Source organism: Bacillus pretiosus (genome assembly GCF_052947655.1).
This window is the reverse complement of the sequence record NZ_CM129593.1, coordinates 2325027-2348811: the sequence shown is the minus strand read 5'-3', so window position 1 is coordinate 2348811 and position 23785 is coordinate 2325027. Positions and strand designations below refer to the sequence as shown.

At 32.5% G+C, this 23785-nt stretch carries 20 protein-coding genes; 6 read left to right on the top strand and 14 right to left on the bottom strand.

The features are described 5' to 3' along the window. Positions 1-2: 2 nt before the first annotated feature. The 6 genes from ACU8YW_RS12065 to ACU8YW_RS12040 all read right to left on the bottom strand — a co-directional run bounded on the left by ACU8YW_RS12065 (position 3) and on the right by ACU8YW_RS12040 (position 11859). The gene (locus tag ACU8YW_RS12065) at positions 3-4559 is read right to left on the bottom strand and encodes a non-ribosomal peptide synthetase (protein ID WP_426934578.1); all 4557 of its coding nucleotides are present in this window, start codon (positions 4557-4559) and stop codon (positions 3-5) included. A 13-nt stretch (positions 4560-4572) separates the two neighbouring features. Then, positions 4573-5826: an MFS transporter gene (locus ACU8YW_RS12060; RefSeq protein ID WP_000848289.1), complete on the bottom strand. Its 1254-nt coding sequence runs from the start codon at positions 5824-5826 to the stop codon at positions 4573-4575. A gap of 1085 nt (positions 5827-6911) precedes the next feature. Next, the gene (locus ACU8YW_RS12055) at positions 6912-7502 is read right to left on the bottom strand and encodes an SGNH/GDSL hydrolase family protein (protein ID WP_088063388.1); all 591 of its coding nucleotides are present in this window, start codon (positions 7500-7502) and stop codon (positions 6912-6914) included. 355 nt (positions 7503-7857) lie between these two features. Then, complete coding sequence (locus tag ACU8YW_RS12050; protein ID WP_088063387.1) at positions 7858-9006, bottom strand: acyltransferase family protein; 1149 nt, start codon at positions 9004-9006, stop codon at positions 7858-7860. A 552-nt stretch (positions 9007-9558) separates the two neighbouring features. Further along, on the bottom strand, positions 9559-10872 hold the full coding sequence (locus ACU8YW_RS12045; protein ID WP_098134232.1) for a D-alanyl-D-alanine carboxypeptidase family protein: 1314 nt from the start codon (positions 10870-10872) through the stop codon (positions 9559-9561). Between the two features lie 327 nt (positions 10873-11199). Further along, positions 11200-11859 (bottom strand): CatB-related O-acetyltransferase, encoded by a 660-nt coding sequence (locus ACU8YW_RS12040; RefSeq protein WP_088063385.1) that lies wholly within the window; start codon positions 11857-11859, stop codon positions 11200-11202. Between the two features lie 453 nt (positions 11860-12312). Between ACU8YW_RS12040 and ACU8YW_RS12035 the strand changes: the two genes are divergently transcribed. Then, positions 12313-12783 carry a DUF5065 family protein gene (locus ACU8YW_RS12035; protein ID WP_088063384.1) on the top strand — a complete coding sequence of 157 codons (471 nt, stop codon included), beginning with the start codon at positions 12313-12315 and terminating at the stop codon, positions 12781-12783. Between the two features lie 589 nt (positions 12784-13372). Here ACU8YW_RS12035 and pepD read toward each other — a convergent pair. Continuing rightward, entirely contained in the window at positions 13373-14842 is a 1470-nt protein-coding gene (pepD, locus tag ACU8YW_RS12030) for a beta-Ala-His dipeptidase (protein WP_426934579.1), read from the bottom strand. Positions 14843-15058: 216 nt separating this feature from the next. On the opposite strand from pepD, the gene ACU8YW_RS12025 reads away from it, so the two are divergent. Continuing rightward, positions 15059-15448, top strand: coding sequence for a YxeA family protein (locus ACU8YW_RS12025; protein WP_060488821.1), 390 nt, complete (start codon positions 15059-15061; stop codon positions 15446-15448). A gap of 18 nt (positions 15449-15466) precedes the next feature. Here ACU8YW_RS12025 and spoIISB (ACU8YW_RS12020) read toward each other — a convergent pair whose 3' ends face one another. Further along, positions 15467-15643 carry a stage II sporulation protein SB gene (gene spoIISB / locus ACU8YW_RS12020; protein WP_046959435.1) on the bottom strand — a complete coding sequence of 59 codons (177 nt, stop codon included), beginning with the start codon at positions 15641-15643 and terminating at the stop codon, positions 15467-15469. Positions 15644-15974: 331 nt separating this feature from the next. Between spoIISB (ACU8YW_RS12020) and ACU8YW_RS12015 the strand changes: the two genes are divergently transcribed. Genes ACU8YW_RS12015 through ACU8YW_RS12005 form a run of 3 tightly spaced genes read left to right on the top strand, consistent with a single transcriptional unit; the run spans position 15975 to position 18112 of the window. Then, positions 15975-16955 carry a WXG100 family type VII secretion target gene (locus tag ACU8YW_RS12015; protein WP_327961386.1) on the top strand — a complete coding sequence of 327 codons (981 nt, stop codon included), beginning with the start codon at positions 15975-15977 and terminating at the stop codon, positions 16953-16955. A 60-nt stretch (positions 16956-17015) separates the two neighbouring features. Further along, positions 17016-17810: a hypothetical protein gene (locus ACU8YW_RS12010; protein ID WP_162937119.1), complete on the top strand. Its 795-nt coding sequence runs from the start codon at positions 17016-17018 to the stop codon at positions 17808-17810. Between the two features lie 26 nt (positions 17811-17836). Then, on the top strand, positions 17837-18112 hold the full coding sequence (locus ACU8YW_RS12005) for a hypothetical protein (RefSeq protein ID WP_001041557.1): 276 nt from the start codon (positions 17837-17839) through the stop codon (positions 18110-18112). A 44-nt stretch (positions 18113-18156) separates the two neighbouring features. On the opposite strand, the gene spoIISB (ACU8YW_RS12000) is transcribed toward ACU8YW_RS12005, so the two are convergent. The 5 genes from spoIISB (ACU8YW_RS12000) to ACU8YW_RS11980 form a co-directional block, all read right to left on the bottom strand. After that, a complete protein-coding gene (spoIISB, locus tag ACU8YW_RS12000) occupies positions 18157-18318 on the bottom strand; it encodes a stage II sporulation protein SB (RefSeq protein WP_000852624.1) in 162 nt (53 codons plus the stop codon). Positions 18319-18393: 75 nt separating this feature from the next. Further along, positions 18394-18519, bottom strand: coding sequence for a hypothetical protein (locus ACU8YW_RS11995; RefSeq protein ID WP_000588712.1), 126 nt, complete (start codon positions 18517-18519; stop codon positions 18394-18396). Between the two features lie 112 nt (positions 18520-18631). Next, on the bottom strand, positions 18632-19369 hold the full coding sequence (locus ACU8YW_RS11990) for a type II toxin-antitoxin system SpoIISA family toxin (RefSeq protein WP_142291738.1): 738 nt from the start codon (positions 19367-19369) through the stop codon (positions 18632-18634). A 188-nt stretch (positions 19370-19557) separates the two neighbouring features. Further along, the gene (gene gpmA / locus ACU8YW_RS11985; protein ID WP_088063381.1) at positions 19558-20295 is read right to left on the bottom strand and encodes a 2,3-diphosphoglycerate-dependent phosphoglycerate mutase; all 738 of its coding nucleotides are present in this window, start codon (positions 20293-20295) and stop codon (positions 19558-19560) included. A 167-nt stretch (positions 20296-20462) separates the two neighbouring features. Next, positions 20463-20945, bottom strand: a complete 483-nt coding sequence (locus tag ACU8YW_RS11980; protein ID WP_088063380.1) for a MarR family winged helix-turn-helix transcriptional regulator — start codon at positions 20943-20945, stop codon at positions 20463-20465. Positions 20946-21052: 107 nt separating this feature from the next. Here ACU8YW_RS11980 and ACU8YW_RS11975 point away from each other — a divergent pair, with 107 nt between their 5' ends. After that, entirely contained in the window at positions 21053-22738 is a 1686-nt protein-coding gene (locus tag ACU8YW_RS11975) for an alpha-keto acid decarboxylase family protein (protein ID WP_088063379.1), read from the top strand. Positions 22739-22914: 176 nt separating this feature from the next. On the opposite strand, the gene ACU8YW_RS11970 is transcribed toward ACU8YW_RS11975, so the two are convergent. Then, complete coding sequence (locus tag ACU8YW_RS11970; RefSeq protein ID WP_088063378.1) at positions 22915-23697, bottom strand: class I SAM-dependent methyltransferase; 783 nt, start codon at positions 23695-23697, stop codon at positions 22915-22917. Positions 23698-23785: the final 88 nt, after the last annotated feature.

Below are 23785 nucleotides of genomic sequence, written 5' to 3'. Positions count from 1 at the left end.
TTTTACACCCTCTTCTTTGTTAATTTAAGTAATACTTTGCTCAAGCTTTCTTCCGTAAGATCCTCTGCATCAGCAAAATCTGATACCGTAAAAGCAGACTCTGTTGTTGGTTTATTTATAAGTTGACGAAGATGCCTCAACATACCATCTGCTATCAATTGAATTTTTAATTTAGAAAACTGTTCTCTACTATACATCCAAACAAAATGTAACTTTTCATCTTTCACCATTCCGATAACATCAATTAGATGAGATGGTTTGGAATCTGGATCATGATCTAAAAATGTAAATCCTGTCTCTTGCATAAACAAAGATTCCCTTGAGAAAACCTGATCAAATTGGCCCAAATAGTTAAAACTTATTGAAGGCTTTTGCTGATAAAACGGAAGTAATCCTTTATTCAAGTAACGTAAAATACCATAGTCAACTCCACGATTCGGAATTCGACGCAATTGTTCTTTGACAGCCTTTAACCCTTCAATAGGTGTTTGAGTTCCTTGAAAATTGAGATGAACGGGATAAATACTCGTGAACCAGCCCACTGTCCTTGATAAATCAATACCTTCAATTACCTCTTCTCTTCCGTGTCCTTCTAGATGAATAGAAACCGTTTGCTGATTTGTACAATCGACGATAGCTTGTCCTAATGCCGTTAATAGTACCTCATCAATCCTTGTCTTATGAGTTACTGGGACTTCGTGTAACAATTCATATGTTTCTTCTATTCCTAAAGTCCCTGTCACTTGATCAATCGATTCTTCTGTTGTTTCTTGTATTGGATAGTCCATTGGAATTTTCATCGTTTCTTTTTCTACTTGTTCATTCCAATAATCTTGTACTTCTTTCGAAATACCCGAATCACTGTACGTCTGGAGTCGTTCAGACCAATCTTTAAAAGATGTACTTTTCGCAGGTAAGCGAACTTCTTGACCTTGTTTCATCTGGTTATATACCGTCTGTAAATCTTCCAATAGAATCCTCCATGATACTCCATCTACTACTAAATGATGAATCACCCAGAATATTCGATCATTTCCAGTCAAGTTATCCTCAAAGTACACTATCCTCATTAACGGACCAGTAACTAGATTGAAACTAGCTTGATTAATGTTCATCTCTTCTTGTATTATTGTATTCCACTCTTTTTCATTAACTTGATTCCGTTTTACAACATGGAGTACTGACAGCTCATCAGTCCCTTCATTTCTCTGCCTCCACGTTCCGTTTGGTAACTGTTTGTACCGGAAACGTAAAGCATCATGATGTTTGAGTAAAGTTACTATCGCTCCCTCTAGTAACTTCACATCGAATCTTTCTTTTACTCTTAATAGCATTGATTGATTCCAATGCTCCAGATGTGGATGTTCTTGCTCGAAGAACCAACACTGAATTGGAGTAAGAGACACATCACCTATCACAATTCCCTGCTCCGCTTGTACTCCCTGCGTTTTTATAGCCACTTGTGCCAGCTCAGCGATAGTTGGGCATTCAAACATTTGCTTTGGAGTAAGTTTTAACCCCACTTGACTTGCTTGAGATATGATTTGAATACTGAGAATCGAGTCGCCACCAATTTCAAAGAAATTATCATAGATTCCCACCTTTTTAACACCTAATACTTGCTTCCAAATGGTAGTCAGTATCTGTTCGTTACTATTCCGAGGGCCAACAGATTCACTATTAATCTGCTTTTCCTCCGGCATAGGTAAGGCCTCACGATCAACTTTACCGTTAGCTGTAAGTGGAATAGCTTCCATCACCACAAATCCCGAAGGAACCATATAACTTGGTAGTTTCGCTTTAAGATACTCTCTCCACGCATCTACATTTCCATCTCCTACAACATATGCTACTAATCTTTTATCGCCTGGCTGATCTTCTCTTACAATTACAACTGCCTCTTTTACAGATGCATATGTATGTAAAGTAGACTCAATCTCCCCAATCTCAATTCGGAAACCACGTATTTTAACCTGATGATCAATTCTTCCACGATAATCCAGATTTCCATCTGGCAAATACCTCGCTAAGTCTCCTGTCCGGTATAATCTCGCTTTCGGATCACTACTAAATGGATGAGATATAAAACGCTCTGCTGTTAATTCAGGTCTCTTTAAATACCCACGTGCCAGTCCTGCCCCACCAATATAAAGTTCACCATCAACACCTATAGGAACAGGTTGTTGATAAGCGTCCAGTATATACACTTCTAAATCGGGAATCCGCTTGCCAATATTACTTCTTGAAGCATGCTGCACATCTTCTAGAGTAATTGGATAATATGTAACATGAACGGTAGTTTCTGTAATTCCATACATATTAATTAACTGTGGTTTTTTCTCCCCATACATTTGAAACCACGGTAACAAGCTAGTAGGTTCTAACGCTTCTCCGCCAAATATGACATAACGCAGTTGCAAATTTTTATTCATATCTTCTTGTTCACACACTTGTATTAATTGTCGAAATGCGGAAGGTGTCTGATTTAGAACTGTGACTTCTTCCTCCACCAATAATTGATAAAAATCCTTAGGTGATCGACTAATCCAGTACGGAACAACAACTAATTTCCCACCATATAATAATGCTCCCCAAATTTCCCATACTGAGAAATCAAATGCATAAGAATGAAAAAGCGTCCAAGTATCTTTTTCATTAAACTGATACCAACAATCCGTTGATTTAAATAACCGAATGACATTGTGATGCTCTATCATAACACCCTTTGGATTCCCCGTTGATCCCGAAGTATAGATCACGTATGCTAAATTTTGGGAACTGACATCAGAAACCGGTAAAGTCTTACTTTCTTTCCCAATCTCATCTTGATCACGATCCAGGCAAATCGACTCAACATTTTCTGGTAAACATTTCAATTCTTTTAAACTTTCTTGCGTTACGAATAACTGAATGCTAGCATCTTCTAAAATATATTGAAGTCGCTGCTCTGGATATGTTGAATCAAGTGGAACATAAGCCCCACCAGCCTTCAAAATCCCTAAAATACCTACAATCATTTCGAGGGAACGTTCAACGCACAGTCCCACTAAAGTATCAGGTCTTACTCCCTTTTTCTGCAAATAATGAGCTAACTGATTTGCGCGTTCATTAAGCTCTCTATAAGTAACTTTTTCTTTTCCATACGTAACTGCAATATCGCGTGGATAGTTCAACGCTTGCTGTTCGAACAATTCATGAATAGTTACTTGAGATGGGAAATCCAGCTTAGGATTGTTGAACTCAACTAAACTTCTTCTTTTATCTTCATCAGAAATGATTTCGATTTCAGCTACCTTCTGCTTTGGTTTTTCAAAAGTGTTTTCCATTATCGCTAACATCACGTTAAAAAAACGTTTTATCTCTTCCTTAGAAAATAGCTCCTCACGATAATCAATATGTACATGTAAAGAGTCAATATCAATTAGATTTTCAATATGCACTGCAAAATCTTGCACCTCTTCATGGTTTGGAATCCATAGTGAGTCACCACTTTCATCACGATCCCTATAATCAATCGTAGTTCCGAAAAGTCTCACATTACTATTATTCTCTTTATTAATCTGCTTTAATAACAAATCAAATGGATATTTCTGGTGTCTCAATAATTTGCTTTGTTTTCTGGATACCCTACTAATAAATGAAAGTACTTCTTCTTCCGGATCAATATCCATTCTTAAAGGAACTGTACTCACCATCATTCCAATCAATTTTCGCTCCATTTTAGTCATACGATTGCCGTAAGCCATTCCTAAACCAATATCAAGCGATGAGGTCCACCGATACATGGATAACGAGAAAGCAGCAACAAAAAAAGTGTATAAACTAATTTTGTAATCTTCAGAAAATTTTCCTATCTTTCTCTTCAAATACTCCGTTAATATAAATGTCTCACGTGATGCTTTGGTACTAACTTGGTACGTATTATAGGGCTTCAATCCGGTCACAGATGGCAGTGTTTTAAATTCCTCTAACCAGAATTTTTGATCTTTTTGAAAGCGACTACTATTCAAGTATGTTTGTTCATTAGTCAGAAATTGAACATATGAATTTTCACTTTCGCCTTCCTCATTCTCGTTATACATTTCATAATAATATTTTGCAATCTGCTCAGTAAATATTTGAATTGATAAACCATCCATAATAATATGATGAACATTTCCAAAGACTGCACATTCATTATCGTTTAATTTTATTAAAGCGAAATAGTATAAATTTGAATTAAATAATGTAAACGTTTCTTTTGTTTTCTGCTCAATCCATTCCTCAAGCAAATTTGTATTCTCCACATTACTGAAATCAAAAAACTCAAATTCTTGTTCTTCATGTTTAATAAAATATTGTTTCGGTTCCTGATGCCCATTTTCTTTTAACCTAATGCACAGACCGTCATTTTCACTAATGACGCGATTCACAACTTGGTTTAATTTTGAATAATTCATTTTTCGATGAAGTTTAAATAAAAATCTTAAATTACATATTCCTTTATCAGAATGAATAACTTCTGTATACCATATTCTTCGCTGCGGATGGCTTAATGGATAACATTCCTCATTGGTCATAAAAATCTTCCCTTCAAAAATTATTTGCTCTTATAGGTTCGTGTTTATGTTTAGCCCATAAATATTTCTGCAGTGAAACTCCAATTACTCCAATGATAACAAGCCCAATCCCTCCATAAACATAAAGTTGAGTTACTCCGAACAAATGCACTAATGGGCCACTCATAGCAGGAGAAATAATTAAAACTGCGTTTGTTAAACTGCTTTGAATACCAAATACTCTTCCTACTTGATCTTGATCCGATTCTATTTGTAAAATGACTTGATTAGATACAAGCATCAGCCCACTTCCAATACCAGCGATAAAACTAATTAAATAGGCCAAAACGAAGACCGTACCGGGCGTTATCAAACCAATCCCCCCAAAACCAATTCCCATTAAAACCATACCTCCACATACTACCCAGCCATATTGAAATTGTTTTAATTTCTGAGTTAGTAATGCACCAAGTATTCCGCCAAGACCAATAATAGAAATGATATATCCCATTTTACTTTTATCATGTGGGAATAAGCTCTTAAATAAAGTTGGGAATTGTGAGTCTACTAATTGTAATACTGCCATGGCTATTGTAACAAAAATCATAGTTGATAATATTATCCGATTAGATAACACATAACCCCACCCTTGTACCCAAGCGGTCCAGGTACTTTGTTTTTGCTTTTCAACAAATTCTTTCGATATAGTTTCTTTAAATTTTATTGTGGGTATCAGAACTAAGGTAGCTAATAAGCAACTTATAGCTCTTATAATGAGGCAGAACTCTGGTTGAAACCAGCTCAGCAACATGCCCCCTATAAGTGGGCCTACTATCTTGGTACCCTGCTCTACTATTCCGTTGATACTTACTGCTTTAGTAAGCAAATCCGGGGAGACAATCTGTCTTGTTAGTGTTTGCTGTGCAGGATAATAGAAAACAATAAAAATGGAACGAATCATTAATGCCACTAAGAGCCAGTGGATATCTTGTACAAATAAAAGAGCAATCGTTATTAGACCAACCATTAGATTACAGAACATCATAATTGGAATTTTTCTAAAACGATCTGCAATAACACCCGCCCATGAGCCAAAAATAATTCCTGGAAGTGCATATGCAACAGGAATCAATCCAATCATAGTAGGATCTACTTCCCATTCAAACCCAACTATAGTCATAATCGCTAACATATCAATAAAAACACCAAGCATAAGCAATGAATAGGCAGAGAAAACTTGTAAATAAACCCTATTTCCTAATAGGCCTTTTGAATCAATAGTTTTCATAAAAGCAAGCTCCTTAGGTTACTAATATAAACGCTTTTGCGTATAAGTTACCCCTTTATTAAACCTAATTAATCATTATAAAGATTTCACCTAGAATTTAACTTCGTCAAAACCTAGACTAATCTCAAGGTTCAGCGTATTTTAAATAGTCAGATAAATTTGAGTACACCTATTTCTTTGTCTTTATATCAACTGTTACAAAATAGACCTTTACCTTACACTAAAAACAGTTAAACATTAACTTAATATAACCATTTACAGTTGTTGCACATTCAATTCACATCCTTTTTAAAATTGGCTTTTTTCTATCTCAAATACTATCACACAAATATTTCACCTACTATATTCATAAAGTTGAAATATTTGAATCAGAAAATTCGGATAAAAAACCAAATCCACAAATCATAACAAACTATTATTTAGTTATATTTTCATTTTATAGATAGCTTTAACCATAAGAATATTAAGAATTAAGTTTTTTAATTTTATTAACATAATAGTTTATAGAGACTATAAATCCTACTAAATAAAAAGGTACATATACAATAAAGTAAATGTACCTTTCCCTATCCTACATATTTTCTATTCAAATTAATTCCAATAACTAAAATAGATATTAAAAATATAATACTAACAATTACTAATGCACTCATAACAAAGATTGAATAATATATAGTATTGATTTTTTTACATTTACTACCTACTTAACTTATTGGACATTACTGCTTCAAAAAAATTACACATTATACGCAATCGGGATAAATCCCCAAAATATGATTTGACTATGTTATTATATAATATTGTTATGAATATATTTTAAGGTAATGTAACATCAGTTTTTCTATAAAAGAACTTAATTTTTATGTAGTACGAATTTATTTAGTAATATAATATATTAATTTAGGTATAAGAATGTTTAAAGATCACCTATTTCCGTAGGTGATCTTTTCTTGTGATACTGTATTTGTGCACTACTGTAGAAATATATCGTAGATACACTTTATTTGCTAAATTTTTAGTTCTTTCCATTTATTAAAAAACATAGCTTAATACAATTAATATCATATTTGTTAAATTGCAAACTATTATTTTGTCTTCTGTACAGGCAAACTACTAAAAATCAATTCAGCAACTTTTACATATCCTTTTGAGTTTGGATGAATTAAATCCTTAGACCAAAGCGTATTGTCATTAACTAAATGATGATTCCAAAAATCAACATGATGAAGCTTATACTCTCTGCTCAGTGAATGTATAACTTCATTTGCCTCTAATAATTGTTCTTTTATTACTTGTTTTTTTTCAGAAGCAAAAGGAAGCCTAACTGTAAAATCGGGAAGGTTTGCTATAATAATATCCGCCCCTGCTTTACTTAATGTATCTATCATAAATTCCATATCGTTCTTATATGCATCATGATTCCAACGTCCTTTTAAAACATCGTTTGCCCCTGCAATGAGACTAACCAAATCTGGATTAAAAGTTAATGCCTTTTCCAATTGCTGCGAGCGAATTTCTTTAGTTACTAACCCACGCTTTGCAAAATTGGCATATTCTATATCTTTTTCACACAGTTGAACCAAATGATCTACCCAGCTTTTTAATGCAATTCCCTCAACTTCATCCCCTATCCCCTCTGTAAAACTATCACCAATCGAGACAAATCGCTTCCACATATCTATTCCCCCTTTTTATTATTCATATCTATACTATACATTAGCTCACAATGTAATTGTTCTTTCTAAATGTTTTTGATTTCAATTATATTCCACTTTATTATATTTACATTTAGAATCCAAAATTGACCGATTCCTAAGTATACTTAGGAATCGGTCATATTCATATATTTACTAAAGAAATGAAGTTAAACTTTAATCAGTAGAGGTTTTCTTCATCCCTCACTGATTATTAGTTGAACCAATTGGGCTTTTACGGACAGTTAATTTCCCACCTAACTTCTTTGCTCTCGCTGAATTTTGAAGTGAGGGATCTTACTGTCCGGCAAATAGCGGGATATAATCCCTCTAGGTATTATACTTTTTTCAATAAATTTGTTGTTCTTTGTTTTGCCCAGTTGATACATTTCTTTTCGATTAAATGATACGAAACTATAGAAAAAAGTAGTGTCATTGTAATGCACAAAGTAAGAAGGAAAAAGATAGGTATCTTTGTATACAAAAGTTTAAATAGTACCATCATGATTGGAAAATGACACAAATAGATACTGTATGAAATTTCTCCTAAGTATACAAACACACTCTTATTTAAAAGTATTTTTACTTTTAGGTTACTCATAGCCATTATAATAAATATACTAACCCCCATTACGACACCCCAATCTTTTAATAAGAAAGTAGTATCATTACGGGAAAAACCATAAATTAAAATGGAATATAAATATAGAATAATTCCTAAGGCAATAAGAAATCCTTTTTTAAATTTTTTCATATTCCTATATGAGTAGATAAGTTTTTCCTGATGCTTAAAAAGTAACATTCCAACCATAAACATAGATGTAAAATGCAGTGTATCGGCATAACCATTATAAAATCCTTCAGCTTTCCCAATATGCAACATATTAAGAAAAACACTAATTAAAGAAAAGCTCAAAGCAAATAGTATCGTTTTCTTCCAATTCAGTTTATAAAAAAGAAGGAATAACAAAGGAAACACAATAGATATACGCATTTCTTGAGCCAATGACCAAATAACTGGATTATAATTTTCCGTAAAAAAGTTATTAAGAAGCACAAAGTGGTTTATAATATCTAATTTTGTTATAGACCCTTGCCACCTATCATAGAACCAATCCCGTAGTCCTACCACTTCATATGGCGAAAATAAAATAAATAAAACAAAGGTAACGATTATCCAAAAATAATAAGGAATATAGATTCTTACAAATCTCTTAATTAAATATCCCCAATAATTTGTTTTTGAATAATAAAGTGCCATAGATAACACAAAACCACTTAGTACATAAAAAACGATAACAGCTTCCCCACCCGCCCATAAAAACCTAAGCGGGGAAAATTTAATAGAATTAGGCAACGATGGTAGCATTAAACAAAAATGTCCAAATACCACAGTAAGTGCCGCTAACCCTCGTATGGAATCTAATTCTTTTATTCTCTTACTCATAAAATGTTCTCCTTGTAAATTGTAGATTTTGCTTTTCATAAAGGCCACTATGCAAATGTAGTGGGAGAATTGTACATATTGTTTCTTTAAATTCCTAATATAAGCAGTACAAAGTTAATTTGACCTCCATTTCTTTATATACATAATTTAAAACAAAATATTTAATACAAAGAAAAGATTTTATTAAATTTTTATAAAGTGAAACTTTAATCAGTGGGGGTCTTACTGCCCGTTAATGCGGGATAAAATCTAATTACAGAAATACTTACCGGATATTATTTTTTTATTGTCATTTGATGGAATAATGGGTGGTTTTTCATCATGTAACTTTATTAAACTAACCTTGCACCAGAATCCTTCAAATCGAAAGATTCATAATAAACGCCATCCTTTCTGTATATTTCTACAAAAAGAATAGCGTTTTTGGGGTATATGGATACAAATTTATTTTAGCTTGATAGAAATACAAAAAGTTCCGAAGGACCAAATTTGAAATGTAATACAATCTTTCATTCCAAACTATCCACATAAGAATCTATAATACTTTGAAACGTTTTGTTTCAGACTAATATTTAGTTGTATCCTATAAAATTAGCTTTTTACTATATCAACCGTACTATCCCACATACCGCTAAAAAAAGATCCTGTTTTACGTATAAAACGTGTAAACCAATTTGCTTGTTCCACATCAGATTTTGTTACAAGGTCTATTTGTAATGATTTACCTGATAAGAACCCAGAATCTGTATTATCTTTAGGAGAGATAATCATTTTACTAATAGTTACACCTTCTTTAATAGGCGCTTCTTGTTCCGTATTCAATACTTTAAATTCTTTTTTATAAATGTCTTTGTTGCCCTTCGGCATTGGAAGTGAAACAGCTTGCTTCGTTTGAACTACTACATCTTTGTCTTTTGCATTTGCCACTCGAACTGTTTCATGTCCTTTTACTACTGAATCTTTTCCATAGACATTCTTCACTTCAAAATTCGCAAATCCATAATCGTATAATTTCTTTGTTTCATCAAAACGTGCCGTATGAGATTTTGCTTTTATCACTACAGAAATTAGGCGCATACCGTTTCTTTCTACTGTACCAGTGAAACAATCTCCCGCTTCTGGAGTCGTTCCTGTTTTCAAACCATCTACACCTTCATATTGCTTAATTAAACCTTTTAACATCCAGTTAAAGTTCGCCATATCAATTGGATATTTACCACCCTCTTGGAATGTTTTTTTAGGAATTTTTGCTGTATTTAATATTTGGGGAAAATCTTGAATAAGACGTTGTGCTAAAATTGCACAATCCCTTGCAGACATTTTATTTTTCTCGTCTAGAGTCGTCCCTTCTAGGTGATATCCTTTTAAATCTTGATTTGTTAAGCCTGTAGAGTTTACAAACTTATAATCTTTCATTCCAAACTCTTTCGACTTATCGTTCATCATTTTTACAAAATTGATCTCTTTACCAGCAATCTGTTCAACTAAAGCAATTGTTGCACCATTTGCAGAGTAAATCGCCATTGCCTCATATAACTCTTTTACCGTATAAGAGCCACCATTTTCTAATGGAACATTTGATAATGAACGATCTTGCGAAATCTTATGTGCATATTCAGAGATTTTAACTTTTTGATCCCATTTAAGTTTTCCTTTATCCACCGCTTCATGAACTAAGTATTCGCTCATCATTTTTGTCATACTAGCAATTGCCAATGATTCATCTGCATTTTTTTCATATAAAATTTTTCCGGAATTTGCTTCTATTAAAATTGCTGATCCTGCTTCAACGTCTATAGCAGGAATTGTTTCCGCTGATGTTCTTCCAAATGTAACGACCATGCTACAAAATAGTGTAAGCACTGTTACTATTGCAATAAATCCCTTGCAAAACATATCTTTCACTTCTGTTACCTCCAATATTTTTGTACTCAAAAAACGTTGTTCTAACATAACCCTTCAAAAAATAGACAGCGTTATCAAATTCTATATACATATAAGACATTAGGACCACTTTCATATAGAACATCTCATCCCACCCTTTTAGACAGACTGACACTTAGTATTCCCACACATATCCCTCTTTTTAATACCTTTGTATTTTTCAAAATGATTCGTACTTTCATATTTTTTAGGATTACACTTAATAGACAATATAAGTAATACATTTGTTCCACATTTACAAAAAATAAAAAACTACATCCTATACTGGATGTAGTTTTTCTAACTGATTTATTTATTTTTCACTTGATTTTTATAAAAAGCAAATAATGGTTCGATGGATGGACTAGATAACAGCGGGATTGCCTTCTCAATCAATTTCCTATCCCAATCAAACCAACGCATTTCCATTAATATATTTATCTCTATATCAGTGAATCGTTTCTTTATTTCCTTAGCAGGATTTCCACCAACTATTGTATACGGCGGAACATCTTTACTTACGACAGATCCTGCAGCAACAATTGCTCCTTCACCAATAGTAACGCCAGGCATTATTATTGCATTCATTCCAATCCAAGCATCACTTTTAATGACTGTATCACCCTTCGGTTCATATGAATGTTCAATTTGCTCAGCGAATGGATATACTGTAATCCATTCTGCGTGATGATTATGATTACCGCCCATTAAAATGACTACTCCACTAGCAATACAAACATATTTCCCAATAATAAGTCTATCAAGATGCCATCCCATCTGTTCAATTGGATTGAAAAGTGCACGGGACTTAGCATCCCCCCACAAATACCTTACACAGCCATCTTCAAAATTTTGATGACTATAATACCCTGAATAATAGGAGTACTCTCCTACTTCAATGAGTGGATTTGTTACTATATCTTTTAAATACTTCGTTTCTGACCAATGATTAAATAATGGATGCTTCATAACTTTATTCCTCGCTTCTAAGTATTGTAGATTTTTGTAATTCACTTAGAAGCTTAATACGACTGCTACATTTTTTAGCTTTCTCAAACGACGAACCATTAAATTCAAGCCTTTCTTTTATAATAAAAAATCATAACTTGATAATTTACATAAGTCAAATTGTAAAATTATATACCCAAACTTAAGATGTGCATTGAAATTTCAGTTTTAAAATAATCATGTTTTCAATTAATAAATCGCAATTACATATAATAAAGGTTTATTAGCTATATCTCTAACTTCTTTCTTAAATTACCCTTCACTTCCTCGATATAATTTTATTATTCATTAATTTGTCTGATAAATCAATAAATGTTAATATAATTATAGAAGATATTATCATCCATTAGATTTCACAGCTAGTTTTTCACAAAAACGATTTCTGAATCCTTAAGTAAATAGGAGGTTTAGAACATGAAACTTTTAAGGCAATCAACAATTATTGGTGCATTGACTGTTGGAGGATTTTTATTTTCGAATACAATTGGTACAATCACACCTGTGTCTGCTGAATCGCAACTTACACAAAAAGAATCACGATTTTTAGATAATTGGCAGTGGCAAAGCTATTTTTTATTACATCATAATGCAGATTTTATAGAAGAGTTAGCAGTTGGTGACTTAAAGCATGGAGATACATTCGATGTTACTATATATACTGGTGGTAAGGATACTGGTATTGTAAAAATATATCAATTGAGTGAAAATGAAAATAATGAAATAAACTTGCATAGATATAAAACCATTTATGACTCAGGTCTAAAACATAATTATGGTAGATTTGTAACACCTATTACTAAGGTTTATAATCCAGGAACATATGTAGCCGTTATGAAACTTGGAGAAAATTATTATTATGGGGGCAGCTTTAAAATCTCAAAATAATTTACGTTTATCTCACCAATAAACATTGGATACCATTGTTATTAGACAAAAACTATTTTAAAAGCTCTCTGCCTTATATAAGGTAGAGAGCTTTTTGATTGTCCGCCCTTTTTAAGGTTAGAAAAAATCCTTACTTTCTTTATAAATTAGCATTTTTATTCACGAACTGTTTTCACTTCTTTATGCCCTACAATTCGATATGCAATATTGCATATTCTATATGTTCATTCTTTAAACATGCGATAATTTATTTATATAAAGGTCTAAAATTAATATTGGAAGGAGAATATTACATGTCTTTCTTTTCTTGGTCTCCTCTTATTTTCTTAATAGTTGTCGCAATTATCATTTCTATTCAAAAGGCTAAGAAACAATAATTTATTATTTGGAGGTGTAATAATGTCATTTGCAGCATGGAGTGCAATTTTTATGACTTTAATCGGAGCAGTATCCGGAGCAATCTTTGGTACAATATCCTCTAGAAATAAAAGTAAAAATTAAATACTAACGTAAAAAAGAATTTCTAATAAAACTCTATACAAAAAAGTAGCCTATAAAGTTTTATTGGCTACTTTTCATTTCATTACTATTATTTAGCCAATTCCTTCGTACCCTTCATTACATCAATGAAGAACCCCCAGTTATTCACAACAGAAGAAATACTAATATGTTCATCTGGAGTGTGAACATTGAATATATCTGGACCGAATGAAATTGCATCTAATTCAGGCATCTTTTGAACGAATGCACTACATTCAATACCTGCATGCACTGCAAAGATTTCAATCTCTTTATTGTATTTTTCTTGATGCACTTTTTCAAACAAATTACGAATTTGTGAATTCGGATTGTATGGCCATTCTGGATACTCTGACTCTATTTCAAATGTTGCACCAACTAATTCGGCAATACATTTAATCTCATCTGCAACATGTTGTTTTAAACTACTGACAGAACTTCTCACTTCGTTACGTAATTTAATTTCATCTTGCAACGTTTCAATAACGCCTAAATTTGTTGAACTTTCTACTAGACCTTTAATATCCATGCTCATACTTTGAATGCCATTCGGAATTAAGAATAATGATGAAATAAGTTGCTTTTGTGTCTCTTTAGCAAATACTTTTTCTGCTTTCTCATCCAATTTTGTAAGTGTTACATGAACATCTGGATCAACAGCACGCATTTCTTCTTGTAATACTCTTGTCCATGATTCTAGTTTTTCTTCTACTTTCTCTACATCTTCTGTAGCTAATACAATTGTAGCTACACTTTCACGCGGAATTGCATTTGTTTTTAATCCGCCGTGAACTTCACTTATTTCAAATTGAATATTTGCTAATAAATCACGTAATACTCGTCCTAATACTTTGTTCGCATTACCACGTTGTTTATCAATTTCCATACCAGAATGTCCGCCTTTTAAACCACCAACATATAGACGGTATGCATCCGTATTAGCTGGCGCTTCATCCCATATTACTGGAATTGTTTCTACAGCTTTCGCACCACCTGCGCTACTTACAAGTAATTTATGATCTTCTTCAGAATCGATATTTATAAAAATCTTTCCTTCAAAGTGATTTGCATCAACAGCGAAAGCCCCGCCCATTGTAGTTTCTTCTTCAGTAGTAATAACTACTTCAAGTGCTGGATGCGAAATGTTTGATGCATCTAATAAAGCCATTGCATACGCAACTGCAATACCATTATCCGCTCCTAAAGTCGTTTGATTTGCATATAACATGTCCCCAATGATTCGTAATTCAATTGGATCTTTTTCAAAATCATGTACGGTTGCTTGATTTTTTTCACATACCATATCCATATGACCTTGAATGATAATAGCTGGTACATTTTCATAGCCAGCAGTTGCTTCTTTTTTAATAATGACATTCATTGCTTCATCTTGAATCACTTCTAAATTACGCTCTTTTGCAAAGCCAACTAAATAATCACTAATTTCTTTTTCATTACCCGATCCTCTAGGAATCTTTGAAATTTCTGCAAAATGATAAAATACAGGGTGCTTTGTTAATTGTTCTAAAGTAGAATACATTTTTAAGCTCCTCTCAAAATGACAAAATAATATGTAAGTCTTTTATCATTATACCATGATTCATTATTTTACCTTTCTTTTAACTTTTTAATATATTGTTCATTTTATGGACAACACTCTTACAACATTGTAAGGGGGTTGTAATCTAAATCGATTTTTCTCATTTCATAATAGCCGTATACTGTGTAAAGAAACAAATTGAAGGAGATAAAGAAAATGAAAAGGTTTTTAGCGATTATTACACTATGTTTATTATTTTCTAGTTTTACTATTGGATGTGAAAGAGCATCATTAAATCGAATTGGTAAAGATGTATATTACGTACAGATACAAGGCGAAGGAACTATCGAAAAAGTTGAAGGTAAAAACTTAAGAAACTACACACTGCCTGCTTATGACGAAGACGGAGTAAAAAAACAAATTACATTTAGAAGTAAGAAAGCATCAAACGAACATAAATTAAATGAAAATGCATTTTTATGTCTTTATGTAGATCAAGATGATAAGAGTAAAAATGAAATATCATCAATTGAAGTGAAGTCATATGAAGAGGTTCAGGAAGCTGACTTACCTGCAAAAGTAAAAGAAAAGTTAAATGCTAAATAAAAAACAAAAGAAAATGCACTATGCATTTTCTTTTGTTTTTTTCACTCGTATATATTTTGAACCGCTATTATTCATCAGTTTCTCTAAACGATTTATATTTTCTGTTAATGCACCTTTCACAAGAGAGAAATCTGTATTTGGTTCTTCTTTTTTTTCTTTAAAAAATGAAGACTTTTGTACATTTATTTCAGCCATCTCTTCTCCCCCTTTTCAAAAAGATACAATCTTCTATTTATATTATATCGCAAATGTACGCAGCATGTACACGTATCATTTTCTTTTTAATTCTTCTTCTAACTCTTCTACTTGCTGTAATGTATCTCCTTTTATTAACGAGAAATCTGATATACCTTTAACTCCTACCTGGCATTCTCTCTTTTTTATTTTTGTTAATTATCATAAAATTACCAATATTAATCTACTATTTAATAATAATATTTGATATTATAAAAAGTAGATTTTATTGGAATTATAATCTAATATATTTTTGGTTAAAATAATTTTTCACACAAGGAGGTTAACCATATTGAATATTATCGTGACTCCAGAATTATTAGAAGCTTCTGCTAACAAGTTTAAAAGTGCTCAAGAGCAAGCACAATTACAATTTACTAACCTTCGACAAGATATCTTATATCTTGAATCAATTTGGTATGGTTCTACCAAAGAAAAGTTTTATTATGATTTTCAACAATCTAGCCAAGTAATGAATAAATATATTCATTGCCTTCAACAGATTGAAATTCAACTAAAAAGAGCGGCCGAAAAATTCAGAAAAGTAGATAGTGAAACAGGAGCTGAGTTATCTACAAATGAGGGGAGTTTGCTTGAATCTCTCAAAAAGGGATTGATGACCTCATTATCTCCCACCGTTAAATTAGGTATAATGGCAGGTGTATTAAATGTTATTCCTAACAAAAAAAGAAATGATTTAGTAGATATCGTCACTCGTAAATGGGTTAATGGTAAGGCAGGAGAAATATGGAATAAATTAATTCCCTTAAAAGACTTTTCAACATTAGAAAAAACCGCTGCATCATTAGGGAAATTAGATAAATCTCTTCCTAAAAATAGTATTAAAGAATCTAATATTTCTAAGCATATTATAAAAAATATGAAACCCTTTGGTATAGCTTCCATTTCCCTTACTGCATTAGGGGAAGTAAATTCATTAACATCCGCCATACAAGGTGATTTTAAAAAATATGATGGCTCTCAAGCTGGTGTTAATATTGCTATGGATACAGTTTATTCTACAGGAAAGGTAGTTGGAAATTTAGCTTCAACTTATGCAGGTGGAGTAGCGGGTGCTGAAGCCGGTGCATTAGCTGGCTCATTAATTTTCCCTCCAGTTGGTACAGCTGTTGGTGCAATTGCAGGTGGCATTATTGGTTCTACTGTAGGTGGAACCGCATTCAATGAATTAGCAGATAAATTTGTACCTCGTCAAAAGTTTAAAGAGAGTATTTCAAGTTTTACAGATAGCTTCACTAATTTTTTAAAATAAATTAAAAATCAATTGAAGAAATGAGGTAAAAAAAGTCTCTAATTAGACTTTTTAAGAGCTATGAATAAAAAACAAATTGTTTCTATAGAGGAATTAGCATTTCTAATGAATTCCAAAGAAAATCAAACTTATGCAAAAGAATTACTAAGTCTTATTTATGATGAACTAGAGAAAGCAGATGTCGAAAAAATATTATTGACTGCAGCGCATTCCCTATATACTAGAGGATTATTAAACTTTAATCAACAAACTAAAGAAATGCAATTACAACCGAGTATAGAGAAATTATTCAACACTATGTGTAACCCGCAACTTTCATTATTACTTCAAAAAGTCGATTTTATAAACGAAACAACGATTACTGCTAACATTTATATTGATAACACTTCAAACGTTACATATCAGAGTTTAGATGGGATTGCACATAAAATCGAAGAAATTTCAGACGATAGATTATTTTTAGAATCTAAAAATTTATTACAGCTAGTATTTCAGCAAGAGGAAAAAGGAAGTAACATTGTAGGGACTCTTCCAAATCATATCGTACAAAATATCGAAAAGTTATTCCCTCTGTCTATTCAAGAAGGGAAAACAATATTAATAGAGAATGGATTTAATTCCTTATATGCTGAAAATTTTATAAAGGATTTAAAATCAACGCAGTCTATTTACACTATTATGCGTCTGGATTTAACAGAAAAGAATGAGGTTATTTCTGACAATGGATTCTTTGTTATTGAATCACCAAACATCCAATGGCTATTAACTCGAAATATAATAAATGATTCCTTTGATATAACCTATTTAACCAAAAATCTTTTCGAAAATGAAATAGCAAAACTAGTAAAACATTAATCCTTTAAGACGGGAGTATATCTATATTGAATAAACAACAGCATTCTAGCAAAAAAAAGGAAGGTTTTTTCGAAAATAGGATATTACCTATCCTCACTGTTCTTTCAGGTGTAATACTATTAGTATACAAAGGGTTAGAATTCATTTCAAAGTATGTATTACTTTTAATCTTATTTGCCCTACTTATTGCTTCGTTATACTTATTGTTTATGAAAGAAGTAGTTGGTGCTGCTATTGGATTCCTTTTTGCAGCCCTTGGGTATTATATGTATAAAATCATTTTTAAACAAAAAAAGAAATAGCAGATAAGCAAATCATAAAGAGTGTAATACAAAAGAGAATGCTTTTACGCATTCTCTTTTGTATACTTATATGGAGTCGCCTCTATAAATTTTTCTAATCGATCTACATTTTGAGTCAATGCACCTTTCACAAGAGAGAAATCTGTATTTGGTTCTTCTTTTTTTTCTTTAAAAAACGAAGACTTTTGTACATTTACTTCAGCCATCTCTTCTCCCCCTTTTCAAAAAGATACAATCTTCTATTTATATTATATCGCAAATGTAGACAGCATGTACACGTATCATTTTCTTTTTAATTCTTCTTCTAACTCTTCTACTTGCTGTAATGTATCTCCTTTTATTAACGAGAAATCTGTTGTATCTTCATTATCTTCTTTAAAAAAATCATTGTCATAATCTTTTATCACTACAATCACCTCTACGTGCTAGTGTAGGAATGATTGTCCGATTTTATACAAGTTTGTCTAAATTCGCTTTACCTTTATGTATAAGTGAAAAGGACAGAAGAAAATCCTGTCCTTATTTACTAAAATAACTATGATGTATTGTTAAATTATATACATTTTCAAAATCTCGATCTTGCAGATTATTTTTCTTCCCATCAATAACAATGAAAACATCACTCACAATTTTTGCTGGTATAATGCCGACATTTTCTACTTGTACCGCTTTCTGCTCATTCAACTGCTCAATGTGTTCAAACGGAACGATAATACTAAATTGAGAACGGATACCGCGAAAGTTAGTATTTAATTCCTTTGCCGCTTCAAATACGACAATTTTCGCACCAATCTTTTCCCCATACGAATCTAAAAATGCGTTTAAGCTTTTTGTATACTCTTCTTCCGTATGCCATTCCATTGTACCGAACATTGCTGGATTGACATTTTGAATAATTGTTGTATATATTTCCCCTCTTGCTTTAGAAGCAATTAAAGACCGTTTTATCGATTGAACAGTCTTGCCGATATCGCTAAATTTCGCTCCCCATATTTCGGAAATATTAGGTGTTAAAATAAATGCGATATCAACGAAAATAACCATTGCAGTGAACATTAATAGGTTTTTCCAGAGGGTTAAATCAATTCCTTTTATCATGAAATACACAGTGACTGATATTATAAACAACCCATACCAAGTCTTTCTAATACGTTGCTTTTTCTCCTCGTACAACTCTTCGTTTCTCCAGTAAAAGAACACAAGAACGAGAAAAACGATTGCTAAAATAAATAAGCCGATTCGAATGTTAGAGATCACCAATGACATCACCCTCCATTCAAAAACTACTCACGATATCATTACATGCACAAGCAGCCCTCTTTATGACAAAAGACGTGGACAAGCTTCTAAATTTAGCAATATCGCATATACATTAGAAGGTACCACGTCTTTTATCATGAATCTACATTGTATATGTAGACAAGCATGCGTTTCAAATTTTCATGTTAAAAAGAAATATGTTTCGGAATTTTCCCTTTTGGTACTTCTCCGTCCATACTTAAGTAATAATGACGAATCGGACGTAAATCATCGTCTAATTCATAAACGAGTGGAATGCTCGTTGGAATATTTAATGAAACAACACCATCGCTTGAAAGGTTATCTAAGTATTTCACTAGCGAACGAATCGTATTACCGTGTGATGAAATAATTACCTTTTCACCACTTTTTAATGATGGCGCGATTTCTGAATGCCAATAATCAAGTACTCTTTTCTCCGTATCCACTAAACATTCAGTCAATGGAAACTCACCTTTTTTAAGTGTTTTATATTTTGGATCATTCATTTCATATCTAGGATCATCCTCAGTAAGAGCAGGTGGTCTTACATCAATACTTCTTCTCCAAATATGAACTTGCTCCTCACCATACTTTTTCGCAGTTTCATCTTTATTCAACCCTTGCAATGCACCGTAATGTCTTTCATTTAGCTTCCAAGATTTATGTACTGGTACCCAAGCAAGATCCATCTCATGAAGTACAATCCATAACGTCCGGATTGCTCGTTTTAATACAGATGTATACGCGACATCAAAAGTATATCCATTTTTCTTTAAAATCCCTCCTGCTTCTCTCGCTTCACTTAATCCATTCTCTGATAAATCTACATCTGTCCATCCTGTAAAGCGATTTTCAAGATTCCATAAACTTTGTCCGTGACGAATAAGTACAAGTTTTATCATAATAATTCCCCTCTCGGAAATGTGAATTTTATTGTTCCATTGCGTACACGTATAAAGTATCTAGTAATGTATCTTTTTATCCATTCACTCTATGACCAATCCATAGTTGCCAAATGTATGGATAAAATTTGTTCTTTTTCAAACTATAAAAACAGATATATTTCTTATTATTTCTGATCGATTACAACTGCTCGTTTTGATATCCAAGCATCAAAACCTGATCGACTATTTGCCATTTCATTCATAACTTGATGCCAATTTTCTTCACATGATTCACCAAATTTTGAAAAAATAGCACTCATCTGTTGTCTTTGAACATCGCTCAATTTTTTCTCTAAATCTACACCTATTTCTGTTAAAGATAACTGTTTCACACGGCGATCATGTGTAGCTTCATTACTCTCAATTAAGCCTTTTTCCACAAGTTGTCGTAGTGGTCCGTGAAGAGCTTGTTTACTTATTTCTAACAGTGATAATAACTCATTTACACTTATCCCTGGAAATCGTGCGATAAAAAATAAAATTCGGTGATGTACTCGTTGTATGCCATACTCTTTTATAATTTCATCTGGCTTTTCAGTAAATGTTTTATATGCAAAGTAAAATAATGCTAATGCTTCATTCATCTGTTCTTCTTTATGTTGTGTCATCTGCGTTCCCCCTGTATATAAATTATACCACAATCCAGTAATCAATATTTTAATCAACGTATTAGAACTTCTTTAATTTATTGAAATATACATTGCACAATTAGGAGATGATTCATTTGAAATCGCAATATACTGTAAGTACATATTTATTAGATCGACTAAGCGAATTAGGAATTGAGCATATATTTGGTGTTCCTGGTGATTATAATTTGGCTTTTTTAGATGACGTACTAGCACATGAAAAGCTAAAGTGGATTGGTAATTGTAATGAATTAAATGCGGCATATACCGCTGATGGATATGCTCGTATAAAAGGAATTGCAGCTCTTATTACGACCTTTGGCGTTGGAGAATTAAGCGCCCTTAACGGTGTTGCTGGGTCATACGCAGAAAACGTACCTGTTATAAAAATCACGGGGACACCACCAACAACAGTAATGGAAAATGGAGCACTCGTTCATCATACGTTAGGTGATGGAAAGTTCGATCATTTTTCCAATATGTATAGAGAAATCACGGTGGCACAATCAAAATTAACACCTGAGCATGCCGCTGAAGAAATCGATCGTGTGTTACGTGCATGTTGGAGTGAGAAACGCCCTGTTCATATTCAATTACCGATTGATGTGTATAATAAACCAATTAATAAACCTACAGAACCAATTTTACATAGACCAGTTCTAAGTAATAAAGATGCGTTGGATAAAATGCTTCTACATGCTACTTCAAAAATAAACAGTGCCAAAAAACCAGTTATTTTAGCTGATTTTGAAGTAGCTCGTTTTCATGCGGAAGAATATTTGCATCAATTCGTAGAAAAAACTGGGTTTCCTATCGCAACATTAAGTATGGGAAAAGGAATATTCCCTGAACAACACCCTCAATTTATAGGAATTTATACTGGTGATGTTAGTTCTCCATACTTACGAAAAAGAATTGATGAATCTGACTGTATTATTAGTATTGGCGTGAAATTAACTGATACTATTACTGGTGGCTTTACACAAGGCTTTATGAAAGAGCAAGTTATAGAACTCCATCCCTATACTGTGAAAATTATAGATAAAAAATATGGACCCGTTGTAATGAAAGATGTTTTACAACAGTTAAGTGATTTAATCGAACATCGCAACGAGGAAACACTTGAAATTAAGCCCTTTATTTCAGAATTACTATCTATGACAGAAGAGTTCAATCCAAAAGCTCAAATGGTTACACAAAAACGTTTTTGGCAACAAATATACCATTTCTTACAAGAAAACGATGTTTTAATTGCTGAGCAAGGAACACCTTTCTTCGGTAGTGCTGCTATCCCTTTACCAAATAACACTACATATGTAGCACAACCATTATGGGGATCAATTGGTTATACATTACCTGCTCTACTCGGTACACAGCTCGCTGATTTATCGCGACGTAATATTTTAATTATTGGTGATGGTTCTTTCCAATTAACTGTTCAAGAGTTATCGACTATACTTCGTCAAAATTTAAAACCGATTATATTTTTAATTAATAACAATGGATACACTGTTGAACGTGCAATTCACGGCGAAAATCAACCGTATAATGACATACAAATGTGGGATTACACGAAACTAGCAAACGTATTTGGATCAGAAGAAAAAAGTCTAACATATAAAGTGGAAAATGAAATAGAGTTAGCAGAAGTCTTAACTAATATAACTTTAAATAAGAATCAACTTATCTTTATTGAAGTTGTAATGAGTCAAGGGGATCAGCCTGAATTGTTAGCTAAACTCGGTGAAAGATTCGGCATGCAAAATTCTTAAAAAGAAAAGAGTAACTATAAATAATGACAACTTCAACTAAGAGATATGAAACTTGTTTATATACTCAAAATACACAAGGAAAAGGATGGCAAGTGCCATCCTTTTTGATATATATTGAACTTTCCCTATTTTTAAGACCATTCTTCAACTAACCCCAGTATAACAAGCAAAAACTTTCAATCTAGCTTTAACTTTACAGCTCTTGTAGCAATAAAAGTTTTAATATACTTATCTAATATTCTAGTTCCACCAAAATCATCCTCAAAAAAACCAGTTATAACTAAACCAGCTTCAACTTGACCTTGAATTTGGTCTTCAAGAGTATGTGCATATTCTATTGTTTGATTAGAATTTACATAATCTTGAACTTCATTCTCTGGTAAATAATCTAGTGTTGATGATGGTATTGAATGTTTAACATCTAGAATACCCTTTTGCTCTTGATTGTCATCAAAAATCCATAGTAATGGATTTGTAAATCCAGAAATAAGAATACCTCTATTCTTTAGTACCCTTGATACCTCATTCCATACAAGATGAACATCTTTTACAAACAAATTAGAAACGGGATTTACGACAATATCAAAATATTCATCTTCAAAATCACTAAGGTCTGACATATCTCCTTGCACTGTTTTTAAAGTTAACCCATCCCGTTCTGCCACCTTTTTATCTTGTTCCAACTGCTTTCTTGATATATCAGTAACTGTTACATCCGCCCCAGCAGCAGCTAGAACTGGTGCTTGTTGCCCTCCACCTGATGCTAAGCACAGTATTTTTAATCCTTCTAATGACTTTGGAAACCAATCTCTAGGAACTGATTTTTCTGTGGTAACTGTGATTTCCCATTCACCTGATTTACTTCTTTCAATAACCTCGCTACTTACAGGTTGCGTATATCTAGAACCTTCTTCAACCTTTTTATCCCATGCATTACTGTTTTGTTGAGTTGTATCCATTATAACTATTCCCCCTAGCTATCTTGTTACATTTTAAGTGTAAGATCATTTACTATTTATGCTTTCCTTTTTCTATTAACCTAACCAA

Excerpts from the sequence above, each read along its gene's own strand:
- ACU8YW_RS12010 (WP_162937119.1), top strand. The coding sequence starts at position 17,016 with ATGAATAAAAAACAAATTGTTTCTATAGAGGAATTAGCATTTCTAATG.
- spoIISB (WP_046959435.1), bottom strand. The coding sequence starts at position 15,643 with ATGGCTGAAATAAATGTACAAAAGTCTTCATTTTTTAAAGAAAAAAAA.
- spoIISB (WP_000852624.1), bottom strand. The coding sequence starts at position 18,318 with ATGGCTGAAGTAAATGTACAAAAGTCTTCGTTTTTTAAAGAAAAAAAA.
- ACU8YW_RS12065 (WP_426934578.1), bottom strand. The coding sequence starts at position 4,559 with ATGACCAATGAGGAATGTTATCCATTAAGCCATCCGCAGCGAAGAATA.
- ACU8YW_RS12040 (WP_088063385.1), bottom strand. The coding sequence starts at position 11,859 with ATGAAGCATCCATTATTTAATCATTGGTCAGAAACGAAGTATTTAAAA.
- ACU8YW_RS12050 (WP_088063387.1), bottom strand. The coding sequence starts at position 9,006 with ATGAAAAGCAAAATCTACAATTTACAAGGAGAACATTTTATGAGTAAG.
- gpmA (WP_088063381.1), bottom strand. The coding sequence starts at position 20,295 with ATGATAAAACTTGTACTTATTCGTCACGGACAAAGTTTATGGAATCTT.
- ACU8YW_RS12060 (WP_000848289.1), bottom strand. The coding sequence starts at position 5,826 with ATGAAAACTATTGATTCAAAAGGCCTATTAGGAAATAGGGTTTATTTA.
- ACU8YW_RS12055 (WP_088063388.1), bottom strand. The coding sequence starts at position 7,502 with ATGTGGAAGCGATTTGTCTCGATTGGTGATAGTTTTACAGAGGGGATA.
- ACU8YW_RS12025 (WP_060488821.1), top strand. The coding sequence starts at position 15,059 with ATGAAAAGGTTTTTAGCGATTATTACACTATGTTTATTATTTTCTAGT.
- pepD (WP_426934579.1), bottom strand. The coding sequence starts at position 14,842 with ATGTATTCTACTTTAGAACAATTAACAAAGCACCCTGTATTTTATCAT.
- ACU8YW_RS12035 (WP_088063384.1), top strand. The coding sequence starts at position 12,313 with ATGAAACTTTTAAGGCAATCAACAATTATTGGTGCATTGACTGTTGGA.
- ACU8YW_RS11970 (WP_088063378.1), bottom strand. The coding sequence starts at position 23,697 with ATGGATACAACTCAACAAAACAGTAATGCATGGGATAAAAAGGTTGAA.
- ACU8YW_RS11980 (WP_088063380.1), bottom strand. The coding sequence starts at position 20,945 with ATGACACAACATAAAGAAGAACAGATGAATGAAGCATTAGCATTATTT.
- ACU8YW_RS11975 (WP_088063379.1), top strand. The coding sequence starts at position 21,053 with ATGATTCATTTGAAATCGCAATATACTGTAAGTACATATTTATTAGAT.